Source organism: Shinella sp., from assembly GCF_035998705.1.
In the GTDB taxonomy this organism is placed as follows: Bacteria; Pseudomonadota; Alphaproteobacteria; order Rhizobiales; family Rhizobiaceae; genus Shinella.
On record NZ_DASYHH010000005.1, the window covers coordinates 26,204 to 46,283 of the forward strand.

General features: G+C 65.9%; 14 protein-coding genes. 11 read left to right on the plus strand and 3 right to left on the minus strand.

What is annotated here, in order from left to right; all coding sequences use genetic code 11:
- The first annotated feature begins 35 nt into the window (after window positions 1–35).
- From VGN93_RS00800 to trxA, 11 genes are all read left to right on the plus strand, one after another.
- Window positions 36–1,832, plus strand: a complete 1,797-nt coding sequence (locus VGN93_RS00800) for a sensor histidine kinase (protein WP_327505997.1) — start codon at window positions 36–38, stop codon at window positions 1,830–1,832.
- Window positions 1,829–2,284: an HPr kinase/phosphorylase gene (locus VGN93_RS00805; RefSeq protein ID WP_327505941.1), complete on the plus strand. Its 456-nt coding sequence runs from the start codon at window positions 1,829–1,831 to the stop codon at window positions 2,282–2,284. The genes VGN93_RS00800 and VGN93_RS00805 overlap by 4 nt, the downstream gene beginning before the upstream one ends.
- A 149-nt stretch (window positions 2,285–2,433) precedes the next feature.
- Window positions 2,434–2,835, plus strand: coding sequence for a PTS sugar transporter subunit IIA (locus VGN93_RS00810; RefSeq protein WP_319323638.1), 402 nt, complete (start codon window positions 2,434–2,436; stop codon window positions 2,833–2,835).
- 15 nt (window positions 2,836–2,850) lie between these two features.
- On the plus strand, window positions 2,851–3,123 hold the full coding sequence (locus tag VGN93_RS00815; protein ID WP_319323637.1) for an HPr family phosphocarrier protein: 273 nt from the start codon (window positions 2,851–2,853) through the stop codon (window positions 3,121–3,123).
- Between the two features lie 167 nt (window positions 3,124–3,290).
- Window positions 3,291–4,691 carry an adenosylhomocysteinase gene (gene ahcY / locus VGN93_RS00820; protein WP_327505942.1) on the plus strand — a complete coding sequence of 467 codons (1,401 nt, stop codon included), beginning with the start codon at window positions 3,291–3,293 and terminating at the stop codon, window positions 4,689–4,691.
- Between the two features lie 201 nt (window positions 4,692–4,892).
- A complete protein-coding gene (locus tag VGN93_RS00825) occupies window positions 4,893–7,439 on the plus strand; it encodes a sensor histidine kinase (RefSeq protein ID WP_414713976.1) in 2,547 nt (848 codons plus the stop codon).
- A 4-nt stretch (window positions 7,440–7,443) separates the two neighbouring features.
- Window positions 7,444–8,940 carry a tRNA (adenosine(37)-N6)-threonylcarbamoyltransferase complex ATPase subunit type 1 TsaE gene (tsaE, locus tag VGN93_RS00830; RefSeq protein WP_327505944.1) on the plus strand — a complete coding sequence of 499 codons (1,497 nt, stop codon included), beginning with the start codon at window positions 7,444–7,446 and terminating at the stop codon, window positions 8,938–8,940.
- A gap of 13 nt (window positions 8,941–8,953) precedes the next feature.
- Complete coding sequence (locus VGN93_RS00835; protein WP_327505945.1) at window positions 8,954–9,688, plus strand: nucleotidyltransferase family protein; 735 nt, start codon at window positions 8,954–8,956, stop codon at window positions 9,686–9,688.
- Window positions 9,685–12,870, plus strand: coding sequence for a double-strand break repair protein AddB (gene addB / locus VGN93_RS00840; RefSeq protein ID WP_327505946.1), 3,186 nt, complete (start codon window positions 9,685–9,687; stop codon window positions 12,868–12,870). Before VGN93_RS00835 ends, addB begins: the two co-directional genes overlap by 4 nt.
- Window positions 12,863–16,420 carry a double-strand break repair helicase AddA gene (addA, locus tag VGN93_RS00845; RefSeq protein ID WP_327505947.1) on the plus strand — a complete coding sequence of 1,186 codons (3,558 nt, stop codon included), beginning with the start codon at window positions 12,863–12,865 and terminating at the stop codon, window positions 16,418–16,420. Before addB ends, addA begins: the two co-directional genes overlap by 8 nt.
- Before the next feature lie 107 nt (window positions 16,421–16,527).
- Window positions 16,528–16,848: a thioredoxin gene (gene trxA / locus VGN93_RS00850; RefSeq protein WP_160861395.1), complete on the plus strand. Its 321-nt coding sequence runs from the start codon at window positions 16,528–16,530 to the stop codon at window positions 16,846–16,848.
- 70 nt (window positions 16,849–16,918) lie between these two features.
- On the opposite strand, the gene VGN93_RS00855 is transcribed toward trxA, so the two are convergent.
- From VGN93_RS00855 to trpA, 3 genes are read right to left on the minus strand one after another with little or no spacing between them, the layout of a single operon-like run.
- Window positions 16,919–18,262, minus strand: a complete 1,344-nt coding sequence (locus tag VGN93_RS00855; protein WP_327505948.1) for a folylpolyglutamate synthase/dihydrofolate synthase family protein — start codon at window positions 18,260–18,262, stop codon at window positions 16,919–16,921.
- Between the two features lie 23 nt (window positions 18,263–18,285).
- Complete coding sequence (gene accD, locus VGN93_RS00860; RefSeq protein ID WP_319323628.1) at window positions 18,286–19,197, minus strand: acetyl-CoA carboxylase, carboxyltransferase subunit beta; 912 nt, start codon at window positions 19,195–19,197, stop codon at window positions 18,286–18,288.
- A gap of 42 nt (window positions 19,198–19,239) precedes the next feature.
- The gene (trpA, locus tag VGN93_RS00865) at window positions 19,240–20,079 is read right to left on the minus strand and encodes a tryptophan synthase subunit alpha (protein ID WP_319323627.1); all 840 of its coding nucleotides are present in this window, start codon (window positions 20,077–20,079) and stop codon (window positions 19,240–19,242) included.
- Window position 20,080 lies beyond the last annotated feature (1 nt).

Genomic DNA, 20,080 nt, shown 5'->3' on the forward strand with positions numbered 1-20,080 from the left:
GTGCGCATGGAAGGTAGACCCGCTTGTTGCAGACGATGTCGGAAAAGGATGGGCCGGAAAGGGATGGGGAAGACGTCGAGGGCCGGCCCGCGCCGCGCTCGCTGCGTCGCCGCTGGACGCATCCCTTCACGCTGGCGCGCCGGATCTTCGGCAATGCGGTCTTTTCCAGTCTCACGCGCCGCATCCTGTTCTTCAACCTCGTCGCGCTCGTCGTGCTGGTCGCCGGCATCCTCTATCTCAACCAGTTTCGCGAGGGGCTGATCGACGCGCGCGTCGAAAGCCTGCTGACCCAGGGCGAGATCATTGCTGGCGCCATCTCCGCCTCCGCCTCGGTCGACACCAATTCGATCACCATCGACCCGGAAAAACTGCTGGAACTGCAGGCCGGCCAGAGCATCACGCCGCTGCCGAATGACGAGGACCTGGAATTCCCGATCAATCCGGAGCGCGTGGCACCCGTTCTCAGACGGCTGATCTCGCCGACGCGCACCCGCGCCCGCATCTACGATACCGACGCCAATCTGCTGCTCGATTCGCGCCATCTCTATACGCAGGGCCAGGTGCTGCGCTTCGACCTGCCGCCGGTCGAACCGGAGAGCACCAGCCTGATCGAGCGCATGAACGTCTGGTTCAACCGCATCCTCCAGCCGAGCAACCTGCCGCAATACAAGGAAGCGCCCGGCGGCGACGGCTCGATCTATCCGGAAGTGATGAACGCACTGACGGGCGTGCGCGGCGCCGTCGTGCGCGTCAACGACAAGGGCGAGCTGATCGTCTCGGTCGCCGTTCCCGTTCAGCGTTTCCGCGCGGTGCTCGGCGTGCTGCTGCTGTCGACGCAGGCGGGCGATATCGACAAGATCGTGCATGCCGAGCGCCTCGCCATCATGCGCGTCGCGGGCGTCGCCGGCCTCGTCAACATCGCGCTGTCGCTGCTTCTGTCCAGCACCATCGCCAATCCGCTGCGCCGGCTTGCGGCAGCGGCGATCCGCGTGCGGCGCGGCGCCAAGGAGCGCGAGGAAATCCCGGATTTCTCCGTGCGCCAGGACGAGATCGGCAACCTTTCCATCGCGCTTCGCCAGATGACGACGGCGCTCTACGACCGCATCGACGCGATCGAGAGTTTTGCCGCGGATGTCAGCCACGAGCTGAAGAACCCCCTCACCTCGCTGCGCAGCGCCGTGGAAACCCTGCCGCTCGCCCGCACGGAGGAGTCCAAGAAGCGCCTGCTCGACATCATCCAGCATGACGTGCGCCGCCTCGACCGGCTGATCAGCGACATTTCCGATGCCTCGCGGCTCGATGCGGAGCTTGCCCGCAGCGATGCGCGCACCGTCGACCTCGAAAAGCTGCTCGGCGACCTCATCGATATTTCCCGCCAGATCTACACGCGCAAGAAGCCGGTCACGCTCGATTTCGTCGTCGACCGCAAGGACAATCCGAAGTCGAAGTTCAATGTCAGCGGCTACGAGCTGCGCATCGGCCAGATCGTCACCAACCTCATCGAGAACGCGCGCTCCTTCGTGCCGGAGCCGGGCGGGCGCATCGTCGTGCGCCTGTCGCGCGGCCGGGGTGACCGCTGCCTCATCCAGGTCGAGGACAACGGCCCCGGCATCCAGGCGGAAGACATCGACCGCATCTTCGAGCGCTTCTACACCGACCGCCCGGCCAGCGAAGGTTTCGGCCAGAATTCCGGCCTCGGCCTGTCCATCTCGCGGCAGATCGCCGAAGCGCATGGCGGAACGCTGAAGGCGGAAAACATCCTCGACAAGGCGACCGGCACCATCAATGGTGCGCGCTTCACGCTGTCGCTGCCGACCGGCAACCAGAAATGACGCCGCCCCCCAACGTGCACGCGACGGCAATCGTCATCGGCACGACGGGACTTCTCTTTCTCGGGCCCTCCGGGGCCGGCAAAAGCGCCGTCGCGCTGCACTGCATCGAAGAGGCGCGCGGCCGCGGCCTCTTCGCAGCGCTCGTCAGCGACGACCAGGTCTTGATCCACCAGGCGGGCGGGCGTATCGTCGCCCGGGCGCCGGCCAGCATTGCCGGGCTTGCGGAAGTGCGGGGCGCCGGCATCGTCAACGTCGCGACGATCGAGGCGGCCGTGCTTTCCCGGGCGATCCGCCCGCTGGCGCCGCCATTCGGCGAGCGTCTGCCGCCGGAGGGGGAAACCGTCGAGCTCGTGGCGTCCGTCTTTCTGCCTGTAACGCGGCTGCCGCTCTTTCCCGGTTGCACGGCCTTCTCGACATTGGCCGCACTGCATCCGGAAATCCTCAAAAGTTGACCGCAAAAGCCCCGTCAAAAACCGAAATCGGGCATTTTGGGCTTGCACTTGGCCTTTTCATTGACATGATGGCCACCCCAACGGTGGACGGAATTGTTGCATTGCGGTATTCGCCGTCCGTTTGAGTTGGGAAACTGGAGCGACTGCTGATGATCGGACTGGTGCTTGTCACCCATGGCAAGCTGGCGGAGGAATTCCGGCACGCCCTTGAACATGTCGTTGGTCCGCAGAAGGCGATCGAGACCGTCTGTATCGGTCCCGAGGACGACATGGATCAGCGCCGCCAGGACATCCTGGAAGCGGTCATGACGGCCGACCAGGGCCATGGCGTCATCATCCTCACCGACATGTTCGGCGGCACGCCCTCGAACCTTGCGATCTCCGTGATGACCGGCGAGGGCATCGAGGTGATCGCCGGCGTCAACCTGCCCATGCTGATCAAGCTTGCCGGCATCCGCGGCGAGAACAACATGGAAAAGGCGCTGATCGACGCGTCGGAGGCCGGCCGCAAATATATCAACGTTGCCAGCCGCGTGCTGAGCGGCAAATAAGGTTTCCCGCCGTCCATGACCGTCTCGAAAGAGCTTCTCATCATCAACAAGCGCGGCCTGCACGCCCGCGCCTCGGCAAAATTCGTCCAGACGGTCGACGGCTTCGACGCGGAGGTGACGGTCTCCAAGGATGGCATGACCGTCGGCGGCACCTCGATCATGGGCCTGATGATGCTCGCCGCCAGCCCCGGCTGCTGCGTGCAGGTGACGGCGACGGGTGCTCAGGCGCAGGAGGTGCTCGATGCGCTCGATGCGCTGATCGCCGACCGATTCGGCGAAGAGATGTAGCTCTTACGTCAATATAAGGATATAAAGACTTCTTTATATCAGGTTGCTCCAGCCGGCGTTTCCTGATAGGAAGCGCCATCGCGCAAAGAACCTTTTCTTATTTCGCAATTCCGAACGCAAAACCGCTCACACTTTTGCTGGAATTGCTCAGAAGGCTGGAGACCTCCATGACCACCACGCAGGACTATCACGTCGCCGACATCGCGCTTGCCGATTTCGGCCGCAAGGAAATTCAGATCGCCGAGACCGAAATGCCGGGCCTGATGGCCTGCCGCGAAGAGTTCGGCACGGCCAAGCCGCTCAAGGGCGCGCGCATCACCGGCTCGCTGCACATGACCATCCAGACCGCCGTTCTCATCGAGACGCTGGTCGAACTCGGCGCCGACGTGCGCTGGGCCTCGTGCAACATCTTCTCCACGCAGGACCATGCCGCCGCCGCGATCGCCGCTGCCGGCATCCCGGTCTATGCCGTGAAGGGTGAAACCCTCACCGAATACTGGGAATACACCGACAAGATCTTCCAGTGGGCCGACGGCGGCCTCACCAACATGATCCTGGACGACGGCGGCGACGCCACCATGTACATCCTGCTCGGCGCCCGTGCGGAAGCCGGGGAGAACATCCTGGTCAATCCGGGCTCGGAAGAAGAGGAAATCCTCTTCGCACAGATCAAGAAGCGCCTTGCTGCAACGCCCGGCTGGTTCACCAGGCAGCGCGATGCCATCCAGGGCGTCACGGAAGAGACCACGACCGGCGTCAACCGTCTCTACCAGCTCCAGCAGAAGGGCCTGCTGCCCTTCCCGGCGATCAACGTCAACGACTCGGTCACCAAGTCGAAATTCGACAACAAGTACGGCTGCAAGGAATCGCTTGTCGACGGCATCCGCCGCGGCACCGACGTGATGATGGCCGGCAAGGTCGCCGTCGTCTGCGGCTATGGCGACGTCGGCAAGGGTTCCGCCGCATCGCTCAAGGGCGCCGGCGCCCGCGTCAAGGTCACGGAAATCGACCCGATCTGCGCGCTGCAGGCCGCCATGGACGGTTTTGAAGTCGTGCAGCTCGAAGATGTCGTGTCCTCGGCCGATATCTTCATCACGACCACCGGCAACAAGGACGTCATCCGCGTCGAGCATATGCGCGAGATGAAGGACATGGCGATCGTCGGCAATATCGGCCACTTCGACAACGAGATCCAGGTCGCGTCGCTGCGCAATTTCAAGTGGACGAACATCAAGCCGCAGGTCGACATGATCGAGTTCCCGAAGGGCAACCGCATGATCCTGCTGTCGGAAGGCCGCCTGCTCAACCTCGGCAACGCCACCGGCCACCCGTCCTTCGTGATGTCCGCCTCGTTCTCGAACCAGGTGCTCGCCCAGATCGAACTCTTCACCAAGGGCGACGCCTACCAGAACGAAGTCTACGTGCTGCCGAAGCAGCTCGACGAGAAGGTCGCGCGCCTTCACCTCGCCAAGCTCGGCGCCAAGCTTACCGAGCTCTCCGATGAGCAGGCCGGCTATATCGGCGTGACGACGACGGGTCCGTTCAAGGCTGAGCACTACAGGTACTGATCCTTACCCGGATTATCCACAACATCTAGAGGCGGCGCGCTTGACAAGGCGCGCCGCCTCTTTTTTGGGCGCGTCCCTTCCCGACGATTCGGGAAACAAGTATCCTTAAGCAATTGATTCGGCGTGAAGATGCGGACCTTACGCGCCGGATGGGATGTCTTGTCGATCAGGCGGCAAACGGACGGAGACATACCGGGGATGATGTCGGAAATGAAACGAGGCCGTTCCGGGCAGGCTTTTGCCGTACCGGAACGGGGCATGGCGCATTCCTTCGCGCCTGCCGGAACGAACAAAATCGAAACATGGTTAACGGCCCGCGGCGCGCGCCGCCTCGCAGGCGTGCTGGCTGCCGGCTCGGCGCTGAGCGCGCTTGCCGGCCCGGCGCATGCCGCCGGCCCCTATCTCGCCACGACGGAAATCGTCACCGTTTCCATGCTGCTCGGCGTGATGTCGGCGGCGATGGTCTCCGCCATCTGGATGATCCGCCAGCGCGGCCGCATGGAAGCGGAAAACCGCGAGCTGAAGGTGCATCTTGCCGATTCGCGCCACAACGTTTCGCGCCTCCAGGCGCTGATCGGCGACAAGAACCGCCGCATCGTCGTGTGGGACGGCCTTTCCGACAAGCCGGAATTCCTCGGCCAGCTGCCGGCCGAAACCGGCGCCCCGCAGGCCGACCGCGACTTCCTCGCCTTCGGCCGCTGGTTGAAATCCGGTTCCGCCGTCGAGATCGAGCGCGCCGTCGAGCGGCTGCGTTCGCAGGCGCAGAGTTTCGACCTCATCATCGAGACCAGCCGCGAGGAGGTCATCGAGGCGCAGGGCCGCGTGTCCGGCGGACAGGCCTTCGTGCGCTTCGTCGCCCTCAACAACCTGCGCGCCGAAGCGGCCGAGCTGAAGCTCGAGCGCGACCGGCTGGTGCAGGCGCTGACCACGCTGCAGGGCCTGCTCGACCAGATCGATCTCCCCGTCTGGCAGCGCGCCGCCGACGGGTCGCTCGCCTGGGTGAACGAGGCCTATGCCGAGGCCGTCGAGGCGAAGGATGCGGCGAGTGCCGTGCGCGAAGGACGCGAACTGCTGCCGACCATCGCGCGCGAAAAGATCCGTGCGTCGAGCACCTACGATACGCCCTTCCACGACAAGGTCTCGACCGTCGTCAGCGGCAACCGCAGCTTCTTCGACGTCGTCGATGCGCGCAGCGCCAGCGGCTCTGCCGGCATCGCGATCAATGTCTCGGACGTCGAGGCCGTACGCGAAGAGCTTGTCCGCACGCTGAAGAGCCATGCCGAGACGCTCGACCATCTCGCCACCCCCGTCGCCATCTTCGACGGCGAACAGCGCCTGCAATTCTACAACCAGGCCTTCCAGCGCATGTGGGACATCGAGACGGCCTTCCTGGAACGCAAGCCCGGCAATGGCGAGTTGCTCGACCGCCTGCGCGCCGCCGGCAAACTGCCGGAACAGCTGAACTGGAAACAATGGAAGGACGCGGCGCTCGCCGTCTACCGCGCCATCGACACCCAGACCGACCTCTGGCACCTGCCGAACGGCCAGACGCTGCGCGTCTTCGCCACGGCCCGCCCGCAGGGCGGCGCCACCTGGGTCTTCGAGAACCTGACGGAAAAGGTCGATCTCGAAACCCGCTACAACACGCTGGTGCAGGTGCAGGACGAGACGATCGACCACCTTGCCGAGGGCGTCGCCGTATTCAGCCCCGACGGCCGCATCCGTCTCTCCAACCCCGCCTTCCGGGCGCTCTGGGGCATCAGCGAGGCGGAAGCGAAATCCGGGACGCATATCCGCGCCATCGAGCAGGCCTGCGCGCCCTCCTACGACAGGCCGGACGGCTGGAAGCGCTTTGCGCATATCATCACCAGCTTCGACGACGAGCGGCCGTCCTGCCAGGGTGTCTTGGAGCTGCGCACCGGGCTGGTGCTCGACTTCGCGGTGATCCCGCTCTCCAACGCCCAGACGATGCTGACCTTCGTCAACATCACCGACAGCGTGCGCGTCAGCCGGGCGCTCACGGAAAAGAACGATGCACTGCGCAAGGCCGACGCGCTGAAGAACGATTTCGTCCAGCACGTCTCCTACGAGCTGCGCTCGCCGCTCACCAACATCATCGGCTTCGCCGACCTGCTGAAGACGCCGAGCATGGGCGAACTCAGCGACCGGCAGTCCGAATATGTCGATCACATCGCCACATCCTCGGCGGTGCTGCTCACCATCGTCAACGACATTCTCGACCTCGCCACCGTCGATGCCGGCATCATGGAGCTCGACTATAGCGAGATCAACCTGACGGACCTGCTCGACGACGTGTCGATGCAGTTCGCCGACCGCCTGCACGAGGCGCAGGTGACGCTGGAAATCATCGCGCCGGACAATCTCGGTACGATCGTCGCCGACCAGCAGCGGCTGAAGCAGATCCTCATCAAGCTGCTCAGCAATGCCGCGAATTTCGCGCCTGCCGGCAGCGCCATCGGGTTGAAATGCTGGCGCGACGGCAACGACCTCCTCTTCACCGTCTCCGATCGCGGACCGGGCATTCCGCAGGACGTGCTGAAGACCGTGTTCAACCGCTTCGAAAGCCACGGCCGCCACGGCGGTGCCGGTCTCGGCCTTTCCATCGTCGAAAGCTTCGTCAGCCTGCATCATGGCAGCGTCACGATCGACAGCCACGAGGGCCGCGGCACGGTCGTCACCTGCCGCCTGCCTTCCGCGACGATGACGTCGTTCGCCGCCGCGGAATAGGTCCATGGCGCTCGACCTTTTTCTCGCCGACGAAGCCGCCACCATCCGCTTCGGCGAGGACCTTGCCCTGGCGCTGAGGCGCGGCGACTATGTGGCGCTCAACGGCGATCTCGGTGCCGGCAAATCGACGCTTGCCCGCGCGATCATCCGCGCCATCGCAGACGACGCGATGCTGGAGGTGCCGAGCCCAACCTTCACGCTGGTCCAGATCTACGACCTGCGCGTTCCCGTCGCGCATTTCGACCTCTACCGCATCGCGGATGCCGCCGAGATCGACGAACTCGGCTTCGACGAAGCGCTCTCCGACGGCATCTGCCTGGTGGAATGGCCGGAAAAAGGTTTTGGCGCGCTGCCGGCGGAGGGCATCACGCTGCACTTCCTGCACGAAGGCGACGGCCGGCGGGTGGAGATCGACGGTCCTGCACCGGTCCTTGCCCGGATTCAGCGCTCGCTCGCAATCCGCAGCTTCCTCGACGAAGCCGGCTACCCAAATGCGACCCGGCGCCACCTGACCGGCGACGCCTCCGTTCGCGCCTATGAGCACATCCATACCGGCGACAAGCGTCTCGTGCTGATGGATTCGCCGCGGCACACGCCCGGCCCGATCCTCGCCCACGGCAAATATTACCAGCAGATCGCCCATATCGCCGAAGACGTGCGGCCCTTCATCGCGATTGCGCGTTCCCTCGTCGAAAAAGGTCTTCGCGCGCCGGCCATCTACGAAATGGATATCGAGCAAGGCATCCTGCTGATCGAGGACCTCGGCAGCGCCGGCGTGCTCGATGAGGACGGCGTGCCCATTGCGGAACGCTATCGCGAAAGTGCCGCCTGCCTGGCGCATATGCATGGACAGGCCTTCGATCGCGACCTTCCGGTGGCGGATGGAATCGTTCATACGGTGCCGGATTTCGACCGTGATGCCATGCAGATCGAGGTGAGCCTGCTCACCGACTGGTATCTGCCCTGGAAACGCGGCACGCCGGCGAGCGACGACGAACGCCGCGATTATATCGCGATCTGGGATGCCCTGATCGAAAGCCTTTCCGCCGCGGAGCACAATCTGCTGCTGCGCGACTTCCATTCGCCGAACATCATCTGGCGGCCGGAGGCGGCCGGCACCGACCGGGTCGGCATCATCGACTTCCAGGATGCGATGATCGGCCCCTCGGCCTATGACGTCGCCTCGCTGGTGCAGGATGCCCGCGTCGACATGCCGGAGGGCGTGGCCGACGACGTGCTCCACCACTATCTGACACTGCGCGGGAAGGACGCCGGCTTCGACCGCGAACGGTTCCTGCGCGACTGGCATGTCATGGCGGCGCAGCGCAATTGCAAGCTCGTCGGCCTCTGGGTGCGCCTCATGCAGCGCGACGGCAAGCCCTCCTATATGCGCCACATGCCGCGAACCTTCCGCAATCTGGAGCGCGCGCTCAGCCATCGCGATCTCGCCCCCTTGCGCGACTGGTGCAGAAAGGCTGGAATCCTCGCGACCGAATCATAAGCGCGGGATTGAGATGAAGATCGAAGACGCCATGGTGCTGGCCGCCGGCCTCGGAACGCGCCTGCGCCCCATCACCGACACGATGCCGAAGCCGCTGGTGCCGATCGCCGGAAAGCCGATGATCGACTACGGGCTCGACGCGCTGGCGCAGGCCGGCGTCAAACGCGCCGTCGTCAACGTGCACCACTTTGCCGACCAGATGATCGCCCATCTCGCGACCCGCAAGGAGCCCGAGATCATCCTCTCCGACGAGACGGACCGGCTGATGAATTCCGGCGGCGGCCTTGCCAAGGGCCTGAAACTGCTCGGTCGCGGCCCCGTGCTCGTGATGAATGCCGACCTGTTCTGGATCGGCGAGACGCCCGGCAGGCCGAGCAATCTCGACCGGCTGGTGGAGGCGTTCGACCCGGAGCGCATGGACATGCTGATGCTCTGCGTGAAGCTGGAGGACACGACCGGCCACAACGGCAAGAAGGATTTTTCCATGGACGCGGCGGGGCGGCTGGCGCGTTACAAGGTGGGCGACGGCACGCCGTTCGTCTATGCCGGCGCCATCGCCATGATGCCGGCGCTGCTCGACGATGCGCCCGACGACGCCTTCAACCTCAACATCTATTTCGACCGCGCGATCGAAAAGGGGCGCCTCTACGGCATCGTGCTCGAAGGCCACTGGATCACCGTGGGTACGCCGGAGGCGATCGGCCAGGCGGAGGCCGTGATCGGCGCCCACCGCGAGGCGTCGGCATGACACCCCCCCGGGGCGGCCGCGTCTATTCCATCCCGGCGAGCCTGCCCTTCCTGAAAACGGTGGCAGCAGCCCTCCTCGACGGCCGGCTGGTGCCCGGCTTCACCTATGATCCGGCCGATCCGCTGGCGCTGGCCGATGTCACGGTCTACGTGCCGACGCGCCGTTCCGCCCGCGTGCTGCGCTCGGAATTCGTCGACCTGCTCGGCGGCCGATCGGCCATCCTGCCAGTCATCCGCGCGCTCGGCGAGACCGATGACGACAGCGGCTTCTTCGATGAGGTGGCGCCGGCGCTGCTCGACATGGCCGAGCCGCTTTCCGGCCCGACGCGCCTTATCGAACTCGCCCGCCTCGTGCTCGCCTGGCGCAACCGCCTGCCCGCCGCCGTCACCTCCGTGCATGCCGAAAGCCCGTTGGTGGCGCCCGCAAGCCCGGCTGATGCCGTCTGGCTCGCCCGCAACCTTGCCGAGATCATCGACGCGATGGAAACGGAAGAGCTCGACTGGTCGGCGCTCGACACTCTCGACGTCTCCAACCATGCGCTGTGGTGGCAGCTCACCGCCGAATTCCTGAAGATCGCCAGCGAATACTGGCCGGCACGGCTGACCGAACTCAACCGCTCCTCGCCCTCGCTGCGGCGCAATGCGACGCTGCATGCCGAGACCGAGCGCTATCGCACCATGCCACCCGCCGGCCCCGTCATCATCGCCGGCTCGACGGGCTCCATTCCCGCGACGGCCGGGCTGATCGCCGCGGTGGCAAACCTGCCGAACGGCGTCGTCATCCTGCCGGGGCTCGATCGTTTCATGTCCGATACGGAATGGCTGCTCGTCGGCCATCAGCCAGGCAGCGCGGGCGCACAAAAACCCGACGCGGCCGCCCGCAGCCATCCGCAATACGGCCTCCACCGCCTGCTCGCCCGCATGGGCTGCACCCGCAACGATGTCGAGCCGCTCGGAATCCCGCCTGCTGCCCTCGAATACCGGACGCAAATCCTCTCCAGCGCCTTCCTGCCGACGCAGGCGACATCAAGCTGGGGCGACATCCGCGGCACGATCGACGCCGGCCGTATGGCGGAGGCGTTTCGCGACGTTTCGCTCGTCGAAGCGGCCAATGAACGGGAGGAAGCGCTCGCCATCGCCATCGCGCTGCGCCTCGCATTGGAGGACGGCGAAGACGCGCAGGCGGCGCTGATCACGCCGGATCGCAAGCTTGGACGGCGCGTGGCGGCGGAGCTTGCCCGCTTCGGCATCGAGGCGGACGATTCGGCCGGCACGCCGCTGCTCTCCACGCCGCAGGGCACGCTTCTGCGGCTGCTCGTCGAGGCAGCGCTGCGGCCCGGCGATCCGGTGCCGCTCGTCGCCCTGCTCAAACATCCCCTCGCCCGCTTTGGCCTCTCCGCCACGGATCTGCGCGATGCCGTGACGGCGCTGGAGCTGACGGCATTGCGCGGCGGCACGGCCGAAATCGATATTTCGACGCTAGAACCTTTGCTTGATGTCGCGCTGGAGCGTCAGGCGACGGACCGTCATCCGCCCGTCTGGCGCGCCGCCCTGCCGGAGCATGCGATCCCGCTTGCCCGCGATCTCGCACAGCGCGTCGCCGCCGCCGTCGAGCCGCTGGCCGGCGTACTCTTTCACGAAAGCCGCACGGGGCGGCGCCTTTCCTCCAGGCTGGCGCTGTCCGACTGGTCGGAGCGAACCGGCCGCGCGCTGGAGGCGGTGGCGGTGGACGAGCGCGGCGACCTTGCGGCGCTGTGGTCCGGCGAAGCGGGCGACAGCCTCGCCAACCTGCTCAAGAGCGTCATCGAGACGGATGGGCAGGTCGAGGCCGACGGGCCGCAATGGTGCGATATCATCGAGGCGCTGGCGGCGAGCGAAAGCGTCAAGCCGCGCTCCATGCGCCATCCGCGCGTCTTCATTTTCGGCGCGCTCGAATCGCGCCTCCAGAGCGTCGATACGGTGGTGATCGGCGGGCTGAACGAGGGCACCTGGCCGGGACAGGCGACGAACGACGCCTTCCTCTCGCGCATCATGAAGGTGGAAATCGGCCTGGAGCCGCCCGAGCGGCGCATCGGCCAGCTTGGCCACGACCTGCAAATGGCCGCCGCCGCGCCAACACTCGTGCTGACGCGGGCACTGCGCAACGGTACCGCGCCAACCGTCGCCTCGCGCTGGCTGCAACGGCTCATCGCCGTCGGCGGGCCGGGGCTCGCGGCCGACCTGCGCAGGCGCGGCAAGGACTTCATCGACTGGGCGAATGCCATCGACAAGAGCCCCTCCGTGCCGACGGCCGCCCGCCCGGCGCCGCGCCCGCCGGCCGAGCTTCAGCCGCGCAAATATTCCTTCAGCCAGATCGGCCGCCTGCGGCGCGATCCCTACGCGATCTATGCAAGGCATATCCTGCGCCTCGATCCGATCGCGCCCTTCAATCTCGATCCGGGGCCGGCCGAGCGCGGCTCGCTCTACCACCGCATCGTCGACCGCTTCGTGCGCGAGGAAAAGACCGGCGAACCGCTCTCCCTCGTCACCCGCATCCTGAACGAGGAATTCGACATCGTCGCCCTGCCGCCGCATATCGACGCCGTCTGGCGCCCGCGTTTTGCCGCCGTCGCCCGCGCCTTCGTCAAATGGCACCTCGAACGGGCCGGCGACGTGCGCGAAAGCCTGACGGAGGTTCCGGCCTCGCTCGACCTTTCGGTGGCCGGCATCCGGCTCACGGGTGTCGCCGACCGGATCGACATCCTGCCGGACGGCAGAGCCGATATCCTGGATTACAAGACGGGCAGCATGCCCTCGCAAAAAGTCGCCCGTGCGCTGCTCGATCCGCAGCTTGCGCTGGAAGCGGCGGCGATCCGGCGGGGTGCATTCCGCGGGCCGGGTTTACGTGAGCCGGCGAACCTTCTCTATGTGCGCCTCAAACCCGGCGAACGCTTCAAGGCCGAGCAGGTCAACAATGAACACGCCAAATCCGCCAATGCGACGCCGAAATCGGCTTCCGACCTGGCGGAAGACTCGCTCAAGGAGCTGGAGAAGCTGCTGACCGGGCTGATCGAAGGGCGTTACGGCTTCGCCTCCCGGCTCATTCCCGAGCAGGAACGCGATTATGGCGGGGAGTACGACCATCTGGCGCGCGTCGCCGAATGGTCGTCGGCCGAAAACGGAGAGGAGGGCGACGATGCTTGAGGAAGATCGCCCCGCCTCCGCCGATCCCGCGGCCTGGCTGAGCTGGACATCGCAGAAGCAGGCGACGGCGTCCGATCCCGGCCGTTCGGCCTGGGTGTCGGCCAATGCCGGCTCGGGCAAGACGCATGTGCTGACACAACGCGTCATCCGGCTGCTGCTGGCCGGCTGCCGGCCCTCCGCCATCCTCTGCCTCACTTATACCAAGGCGGCGGCCTCGGAAATGTCGAACCGCGTCTTCGAGCGGCTCGCCGATTGGGCGACACTCTCCGACGCAGAGCTGTCCGACCGCGTCGCCACCATCGAGGGCGAGCGGCCCGATCTCTTCAAGCTCGCGGAAGCGCGGCGCCTCTTCGCGCGGGCGCTTGAAACGCCGGGCGGCCTGAAGATCCAGACGATCCACGCCTTCTGCGAGGCGCTGCTGCACCAGTTTCCGCTGGAGGCCAATGTCGCCGGCCACTTTTCCGTGCTCGACGACCGGGCGGCGGCCGTGCTGCTCGCCGATGCGCGCCGCACGCTGCTGACGGCGACGACCAGCGAGGACGACCGGGCGCTTGCCGGCGCCTTCGCCACCGTGCTCGACATCGCCGACGATACCGGTCTCGAACGGCTGATTTCCGATATCGTGGCGAGCCGCGGGCCGATCCGCATATTTCTCGACATGGCGGCACGGGCAGACGGCGTGGAGGCGGTGCTGCGTCGGGAGATCGGGATCGCGCCGCACGAGACGGCAGAGGACGTTCTCGCCGCCTTCTGGCCGCTCGATGGTTTGCAGGGCGCGGTGCTCGACAGCTACCTCGCCGCAGCGGAAAGTCTTGGCAGCGAGACGGTGAAGACCTCGGCAGCCAGCTTGCGCGGGGTGGCGCGAATCAGCGATGCGGAGGCGCGGCGGGCCGCACTTTATGATCTTTTCTTCACGACGACGGGCTCGCCGCGCAGTCTGGAGCGCTCTTTCTTCTCGAAAAAGGTTCGCGAAAGCGCGCCCCATCTCGAAGAGGCGCTTCTGGCCGCACAGGCCCATGTAATCGCCTGCGACGACCGGCTCAGGCGGTTCCGCATGTACGAGGCGACGCTTGCGGCGCTCACCATCGCCGAACGGTTGATCGGCGACTACGAGGACCTGAAGCGGGCGCGCAGCCTGCTGGACTTCGACGACCTGATCGACCGCACGGCCACACTTCTCACGCGCGACAAGGTGAGCGCCTGGGTGCATTACAAGCTCGATCAGGGCATCGATCATATCCTCGTCGACGAGGCGCAGGACACGAGCCCGCGGCAATGGCAGATCGTCAAGGCGCTGACGGACGAGTTCTTTGCCGGCGAAACAGCGCGTGGGACCCGGCGCACGATCTTCGCCGTGGGCGATGAAAAACAGTCGATCTATTCCTTCCAGGGCGCGCGCCCGGAACGCTTCGCCGAAGAGGGCCGCGAAGTTTCGCGGCGGACGGTGGCCGCCGACACGGCCTTCAGCCCGATCCGACTGCTGCTGTCCTTCCGCTCGACGCGCGACGTGCTGTCGGCGGTCGACCGGGTCTTCCTCGACCCCGCCAATGCGCGCGGTCTGACGCCGGACGGCAGCGACATCGTGCACGCCTCCAACCGCGGGCGGGAGCCCGGTGCGGTGGATATCTGGGAGGTGATCGCCGCGCCGCCGGGCCTTGACGAGGAGGACTGGACCGCGCCCTTCGACGCTGTGGCCGAGGAAGCGCCGATCAATGTGCTGGCACGGCGCATTGCCGATACGCTGGCATCCTGGATCGGCCGCGAGACGGTGACGGAGAAGGGCAAGGCGCGGCCGATGGCGGCCGGTGACGTCATCGTTCTGGTGCGCAAGCGCGACGCCTTCGTCAACGCGCTGACCCGCACGCTGAAACAGCGGCACGGCCTGCCCGTGGCCGGCGCGGACCGGCTGGTGCTGACGAAACATATCGCCGTGCAGGACCTGATGGCGCTTGGCCGCTTCGCCGTGCTGCCGGAGGACGATCTTTCGCTGGCGGCCCTTTTGAAAAGCCCGCTGTTCGGCCTTGGCGAGGAGGCGCTGTTTGCGCTGGCCGCACGCCGCGGCGAGAAACAGACCCTCTGGGCGCGGCTCAGCGAGGCGGCGGAGGCGGACGAGACCCTCGGTCGTATCGTCCGGCGGCTCGACGGCGTGCTTCGCGATGCGCGCAGCCAGGCGGTGCACGATTTCTATGCCCGCATTCTCGGTGCCGGCGGCGGACGACGGGCGTTTCTCGCGCGGCTCGGCGCGGAAGCCGGCGAAATCATCGACGAATTCCTGACCTTCGCACTGGAGCAGGAGGAAAACGGCCTGCCCGGCCTCCAGGCCTTCGTCTCGACGCTGGAACTGGAAGCGCCAACGGTGAAGCGCGAGCAGGACAAGGCACGCGGCGAAATCCGCATCATGACCGTGCATGCCGCCAAGGGCCTGGAGGCGCCGGTGGTCTTTCTCGTCGATGGCGGCTCGAAACCCTTCAATGCCAACCATATGCCGAAGCTGCGGTTCCTCGCCGCGGAGCACCGTGCCGCCGGCCTGCCGATCTGGCTGCCGCTGACGGATTTCGGCAATGAGCTGACGAAAACCGATGCCGACCGCATCAAGGCGGGTGCCGAGGAAGAATATCGCCGCCTGCTCTACGTCGCGATGACGCGGGCCGCCGACCGGCTGGTGGTCTGCGGCTATCGCGGCCGGCAGGAGAACAAGGACACCTGGCACCAGATGATCGCCGGCGCGTTGTCCGCCGATGGCGATCGCTGCGTGGAAACGACTTTTTCGACGGCAGGCGAAAGCTGGCAGGGGTTTGCCTGGCGCGAGGCGGGTGCGGCAGCGGTCGGCGAGGTCGCGACGGCAGGCGTCGAGGAGAAGGCGAAGGCGGCCTTGCCGGAAGCGCTCGGAAAGCCTCTGCCGCCGCAGAAATCGCTGCCGCGGCCGCTGAGCCCCTCGGGTGCGGCGGCGGTGATCGAGACGGATGCGGCGGACCTTCTGGTTCCCTCGGCGCTGTTCGGCCGGAAGGGCGGCGCTCCGGGTGCCGGCCTCGCGCTGGAGCGCGGGCGCATCCTGCACCGGTTCCTGCAGGTCCTGCCCGCCTTCGAGCCTGCGGACCGGAAGGCTGCGGCTCGGCGCTATCTTGAGCGTGCTGCCGCCAACTGGCCGGAGAGTGCGCGCAATGCCCTCGTCGATGCCGCGCTGGCGGTGATCGACGACGAGAGCCTTGCCACGATCTTTTCCCCGGCGGCGCGGGCGGAAGTGTCGATCATGGGCACGCTGACGCTGGGCAGCCGGGACTTTGCCGTGTCCGGGCGGATCGACCGCATGGCGGTCACCGAAACGGCGGTCGAGATCGTCGATTTCAAGACGAACCGCGTGCCGCCGGGCTCGCTTCAGGACATTCCGTTCGAGCACCGGGCGCAGCTCGCGATCTACCGCGCGATCCTCGGCCCGCTCTATCCGGGGCGCGAGATCCGCTGCGGCCTGATCTATACGGAAGCGGCGAAAACCTATTGGCTGGATGCCGGCCTGATGGACGCGAGCCTTGCCGAACTGCGCTCAAAGTGAGATACCGGACGCGACGATCCATTGCCCCGAAGGGCGATGCCGGCCCTTGAAACGGGAGGCCGGCGGCATCACATCTTGTACAACAATCACCGTTCAAGGAGAGCCTCATGGCTACCGTTAAAGTCGACCAGTCCAATTTCCAGGCCGAAGTTCTGAATTCCGCAGAGCCGGTCGTCGTCGATTTCTGGGCTGAATGGTGCGGTCCGTGCAAGATGATTGCGCCTGCGCTCGAAGAAATCGCCACCGAACTCGCCGGCAAGGTCAAGGTCGCCAAGCTCAACATCGACGAGAACCCGGAACTGGCCGCCCAGTTCGGCGTGCGCTCCATCCCGACGCTCGCCATGTTCAAGGGCGGCGAAGTGGCCGACATCAAGGTCGGTGCCGCCCCCAAGACGGCGCTTTCCTCCTGGATTTCCAGCGCCGCCTGATCGGCCGCGACGGATTACCCTTCAAGCCCGGCCTCGCGCCGGGCTTTTTCGTTTCAGGTCGTTTTCCGTTTCAGGTGGGGGGCGTGCCGTTGTCGGCGAGCACATCGCCGACAAGATAGAGCGAGCCGCCGATCAGGATGCGCGGCGGCACCTGGTCTTCCTCGGTGATGCGGCCGATTTCGGCAAGCGCCTCGGCGACCGTCGAGAGCGGCTCGACTTCCAGGCCGGCGCGGGCCGCGTCATCGGCCAGCGACACCGGGTCGAGGCCGGCATCCGAGCCGCGGATCGGCACGGTGAAGACCCGCTCGGCAAGGCCGCGGAACGGCTCGAAATAGCCGACCGGATCCTTCGTGTTGATCATGCCGGTGACAAGGAAGAGCGGGCGGGGATCGCGCTCCTCGAAATTCGCCATCGTCTCGGCGATGACCTGGCCGGCGCCGGGATTGTGCCCGCCATCGACCCAGATCTCGCTGCCGCGCGGTGCCAGCCGCAGGAGCGCGCCGTCCGTCACGCGTTGCAGGCGGCCCGGCCATTCGACGCGGGCAAGGCCGAGTTCCAGCGCGTGGTCGGAAACGGTGAAGCCGGCGGCCTTGACGGCGCGGATCGCGGCGGCGGCATTGCCATATTGGTGGCGGCCCGGCAGGCGCGGCAGCGGCAGGTCGGCAAGGCCGAACTCGTCCTGGTAGACGAGGCGGCCATATTCCTCATGCGCCATGAAATCCTGGCCGTAGACGGCGTGCGGGCAGCCGAGGCGCTCGGCCGTCTCGATCAACACGTCGCGGGCGGCCTCTTCCGACTGGTAGCCGATGACGACGGGCACGCCGCGCTTCATGATGCCGGCTTTTTCCGCGGCGATCAGTTCGACGCGGTCGCCGAGATAGGCCTGGTGATCGAGCGAGATCGGCATGATGACGCAAACGGCGGGGCGCGGCATGACATTGGTCGCGTCGAAACGACCGCCGAGACCGACCTCGATGATCGCCACATCCGCCGGGTGCTCGGAAAACAGCACGAAGGTGACGGCCGTCAGGATTTCGAAGACGGTGATCTTCTGCCCGCCATTCGCCTCCGCCACGCGGCGCACGGCATCGGCCAGCACGGCGTCTTCCACCAGCTGGCCGCGGCCGCCCTTAACGCCCAGACGATAGCGTTCATGCCAGTTGACGAGATGCGGAGAGGTGTGGACGTGGACGCTGAGGCCCTGCGCCTCCAGGATCGAGCGGCAGAAGGCGGTGACGGAGCCCTTGCCGTTGGTGCCGGCCACATGGATGACCGGCGGCAGTTTCAGATGCGGATCGCCGAGCGCGGACAAGAGCCGCGTGATCCGGTCCAGCGAAAGATCGAACCCCTTGGGATGGAGACCGAGAAGTTTTTCGATCTCCGCTGCCGCTTCGCTGACCGTGACCATCGACATGCTACCCTCGCGCGGTGCGGCTTTTACTGCGCCGCGATGGCGACGACGCCGTTCGCGACGACGGGCGAGGACACCGTTGCGGGCTTCTTCATCAGGATCTTCAGAAGGCGGGCCAGCGTGTCGGGAATGTCGTGGCGCTTGACGACGAGGTCGACCATGCCGTGTTCCAGCAGGTATTCCGACGTCTGGAAGCCCTCCGGCAGCTTTTCGCGGATCGTCTGCTCGATGACGCGTTTGCCGGCAAAGCAGATTTCGGCACCCGGCTCAGCAAGGTGGATATCGCCCAGCATGGCATAGGAGGCCGTGACACCGCCGGTGGTCGGGTTGGTGAGCACGACGATATAGGGCAGGCCGGCTTCCTTGAGCATTTCCACGGCGACCGTGGTGCGCGGCAGCTGCATCAGCGAGAGAATGCCCTCCTGCATGCGCGCGCCGCCGGAGGCGGGGAACATCACGAGCGGGCACTTTTCGGCGATCGCACGCTCGAAAGCCTTGATGATCGCCTCGCCGGCGGCGATGCCGAGCGAGCCGCCCATGAAGGCGAATTCGTGCACGACGGCGACGATCTTGACGCCGCGCATCTTTCCGACGCCGGCAAGAATCGTATCCTCGAGGTCGGTCTTGGTGCGGCTGTCGCGCAGGCGATCCGTGTATTTCTTCGAATCACGGAATTTCAGCGGGTCCTGCGCCACTTTCGGCTGCTGCAGGGATTCGTAGACGCCGTCATCGAAAAGATCCTTCAGGCGCGCCTTCGCCGGCATCTTCATGTGGTAGCCCGAAGCCGGGATGACCCACTTGTTTTCCTCGAGATCGCGATGAAACACCATTTCGCCGGTTTCCGGGCACTTGATCCAGAGATTTTCCGGAACATCGCGGTTGGGGCGGCCAAGCATCGAGTTGATCTTCGGCCGAACGTAGTTCGTGATCCAGTTCACGGTCTAGACTCCCGTTATAATGGTGGCTCCCATGTGGGAACTTTATTCCGCCGCCGCAAGGCGCGCACCACGCACGCCGGAAGCAAGACTCATCACCAGCGTCTCGACACCGGCAACGGTGGCGGCACTGGCCTTGCCGTCCGCGGTGAGGCTGGAGGCGATCTGGTTGACGATGGCCGTGCCGACGACGACGCCATCCGCGGCAGCGCCGATGGCGCGCGCATGCTCCGCCGTCTTCACGCCGAAGCCGACGCAGACCGGCAGCGCCGTATGCGCCTTGATGCGGCCGACGGCACCGCCGATCAGCGACGGATCCGGCAGGGCCGACCCGGTGATGCCGTTCATCGAGACGTAATAGACGAAGCCGGAGGTGTTTTTCAGCACGGTCGGCAGGCGCTTTTCGTCCGTCGTCGGCGTTGCGAGACGGATGAAGTTGATGCCCTTGGCGACGGCCGGAATGCACAGCTCGTCGTCCATTTCCGGCGGCAGGTCGACCACAATGAGGCCGTCGATGCCGGCGTCCAGCGCCTCGTCGAGGAAACGCTCGACGCCGTAGATATAGATCGGGTTGTAATAGCCCATCAGCACGATCGGCGTCGCATCGTCCGACTTGCGGAAGTCGCGGGCCATTTGAAGGGTCTTGGCAAGCGTCTGGCCGGCCTTCAGCGCGCGCTGGCCGGCGAGCTGGATGGCGGGACCATCGGCCATCGGGTCGGAAAAGGCCATGCCGAGCTCGATGACGTCGGAGCCTGCCTTCGGCAGCGCCTTCATGATCTCCAGCGAACTCGCATAGTCCGGATCGCCACCCATGAAATAGGTGACGAGGGCCGGGCGGCCGACGGCCGCGAGATCCGCAAAACGTTTGTCCATGCGTGCGGTCATC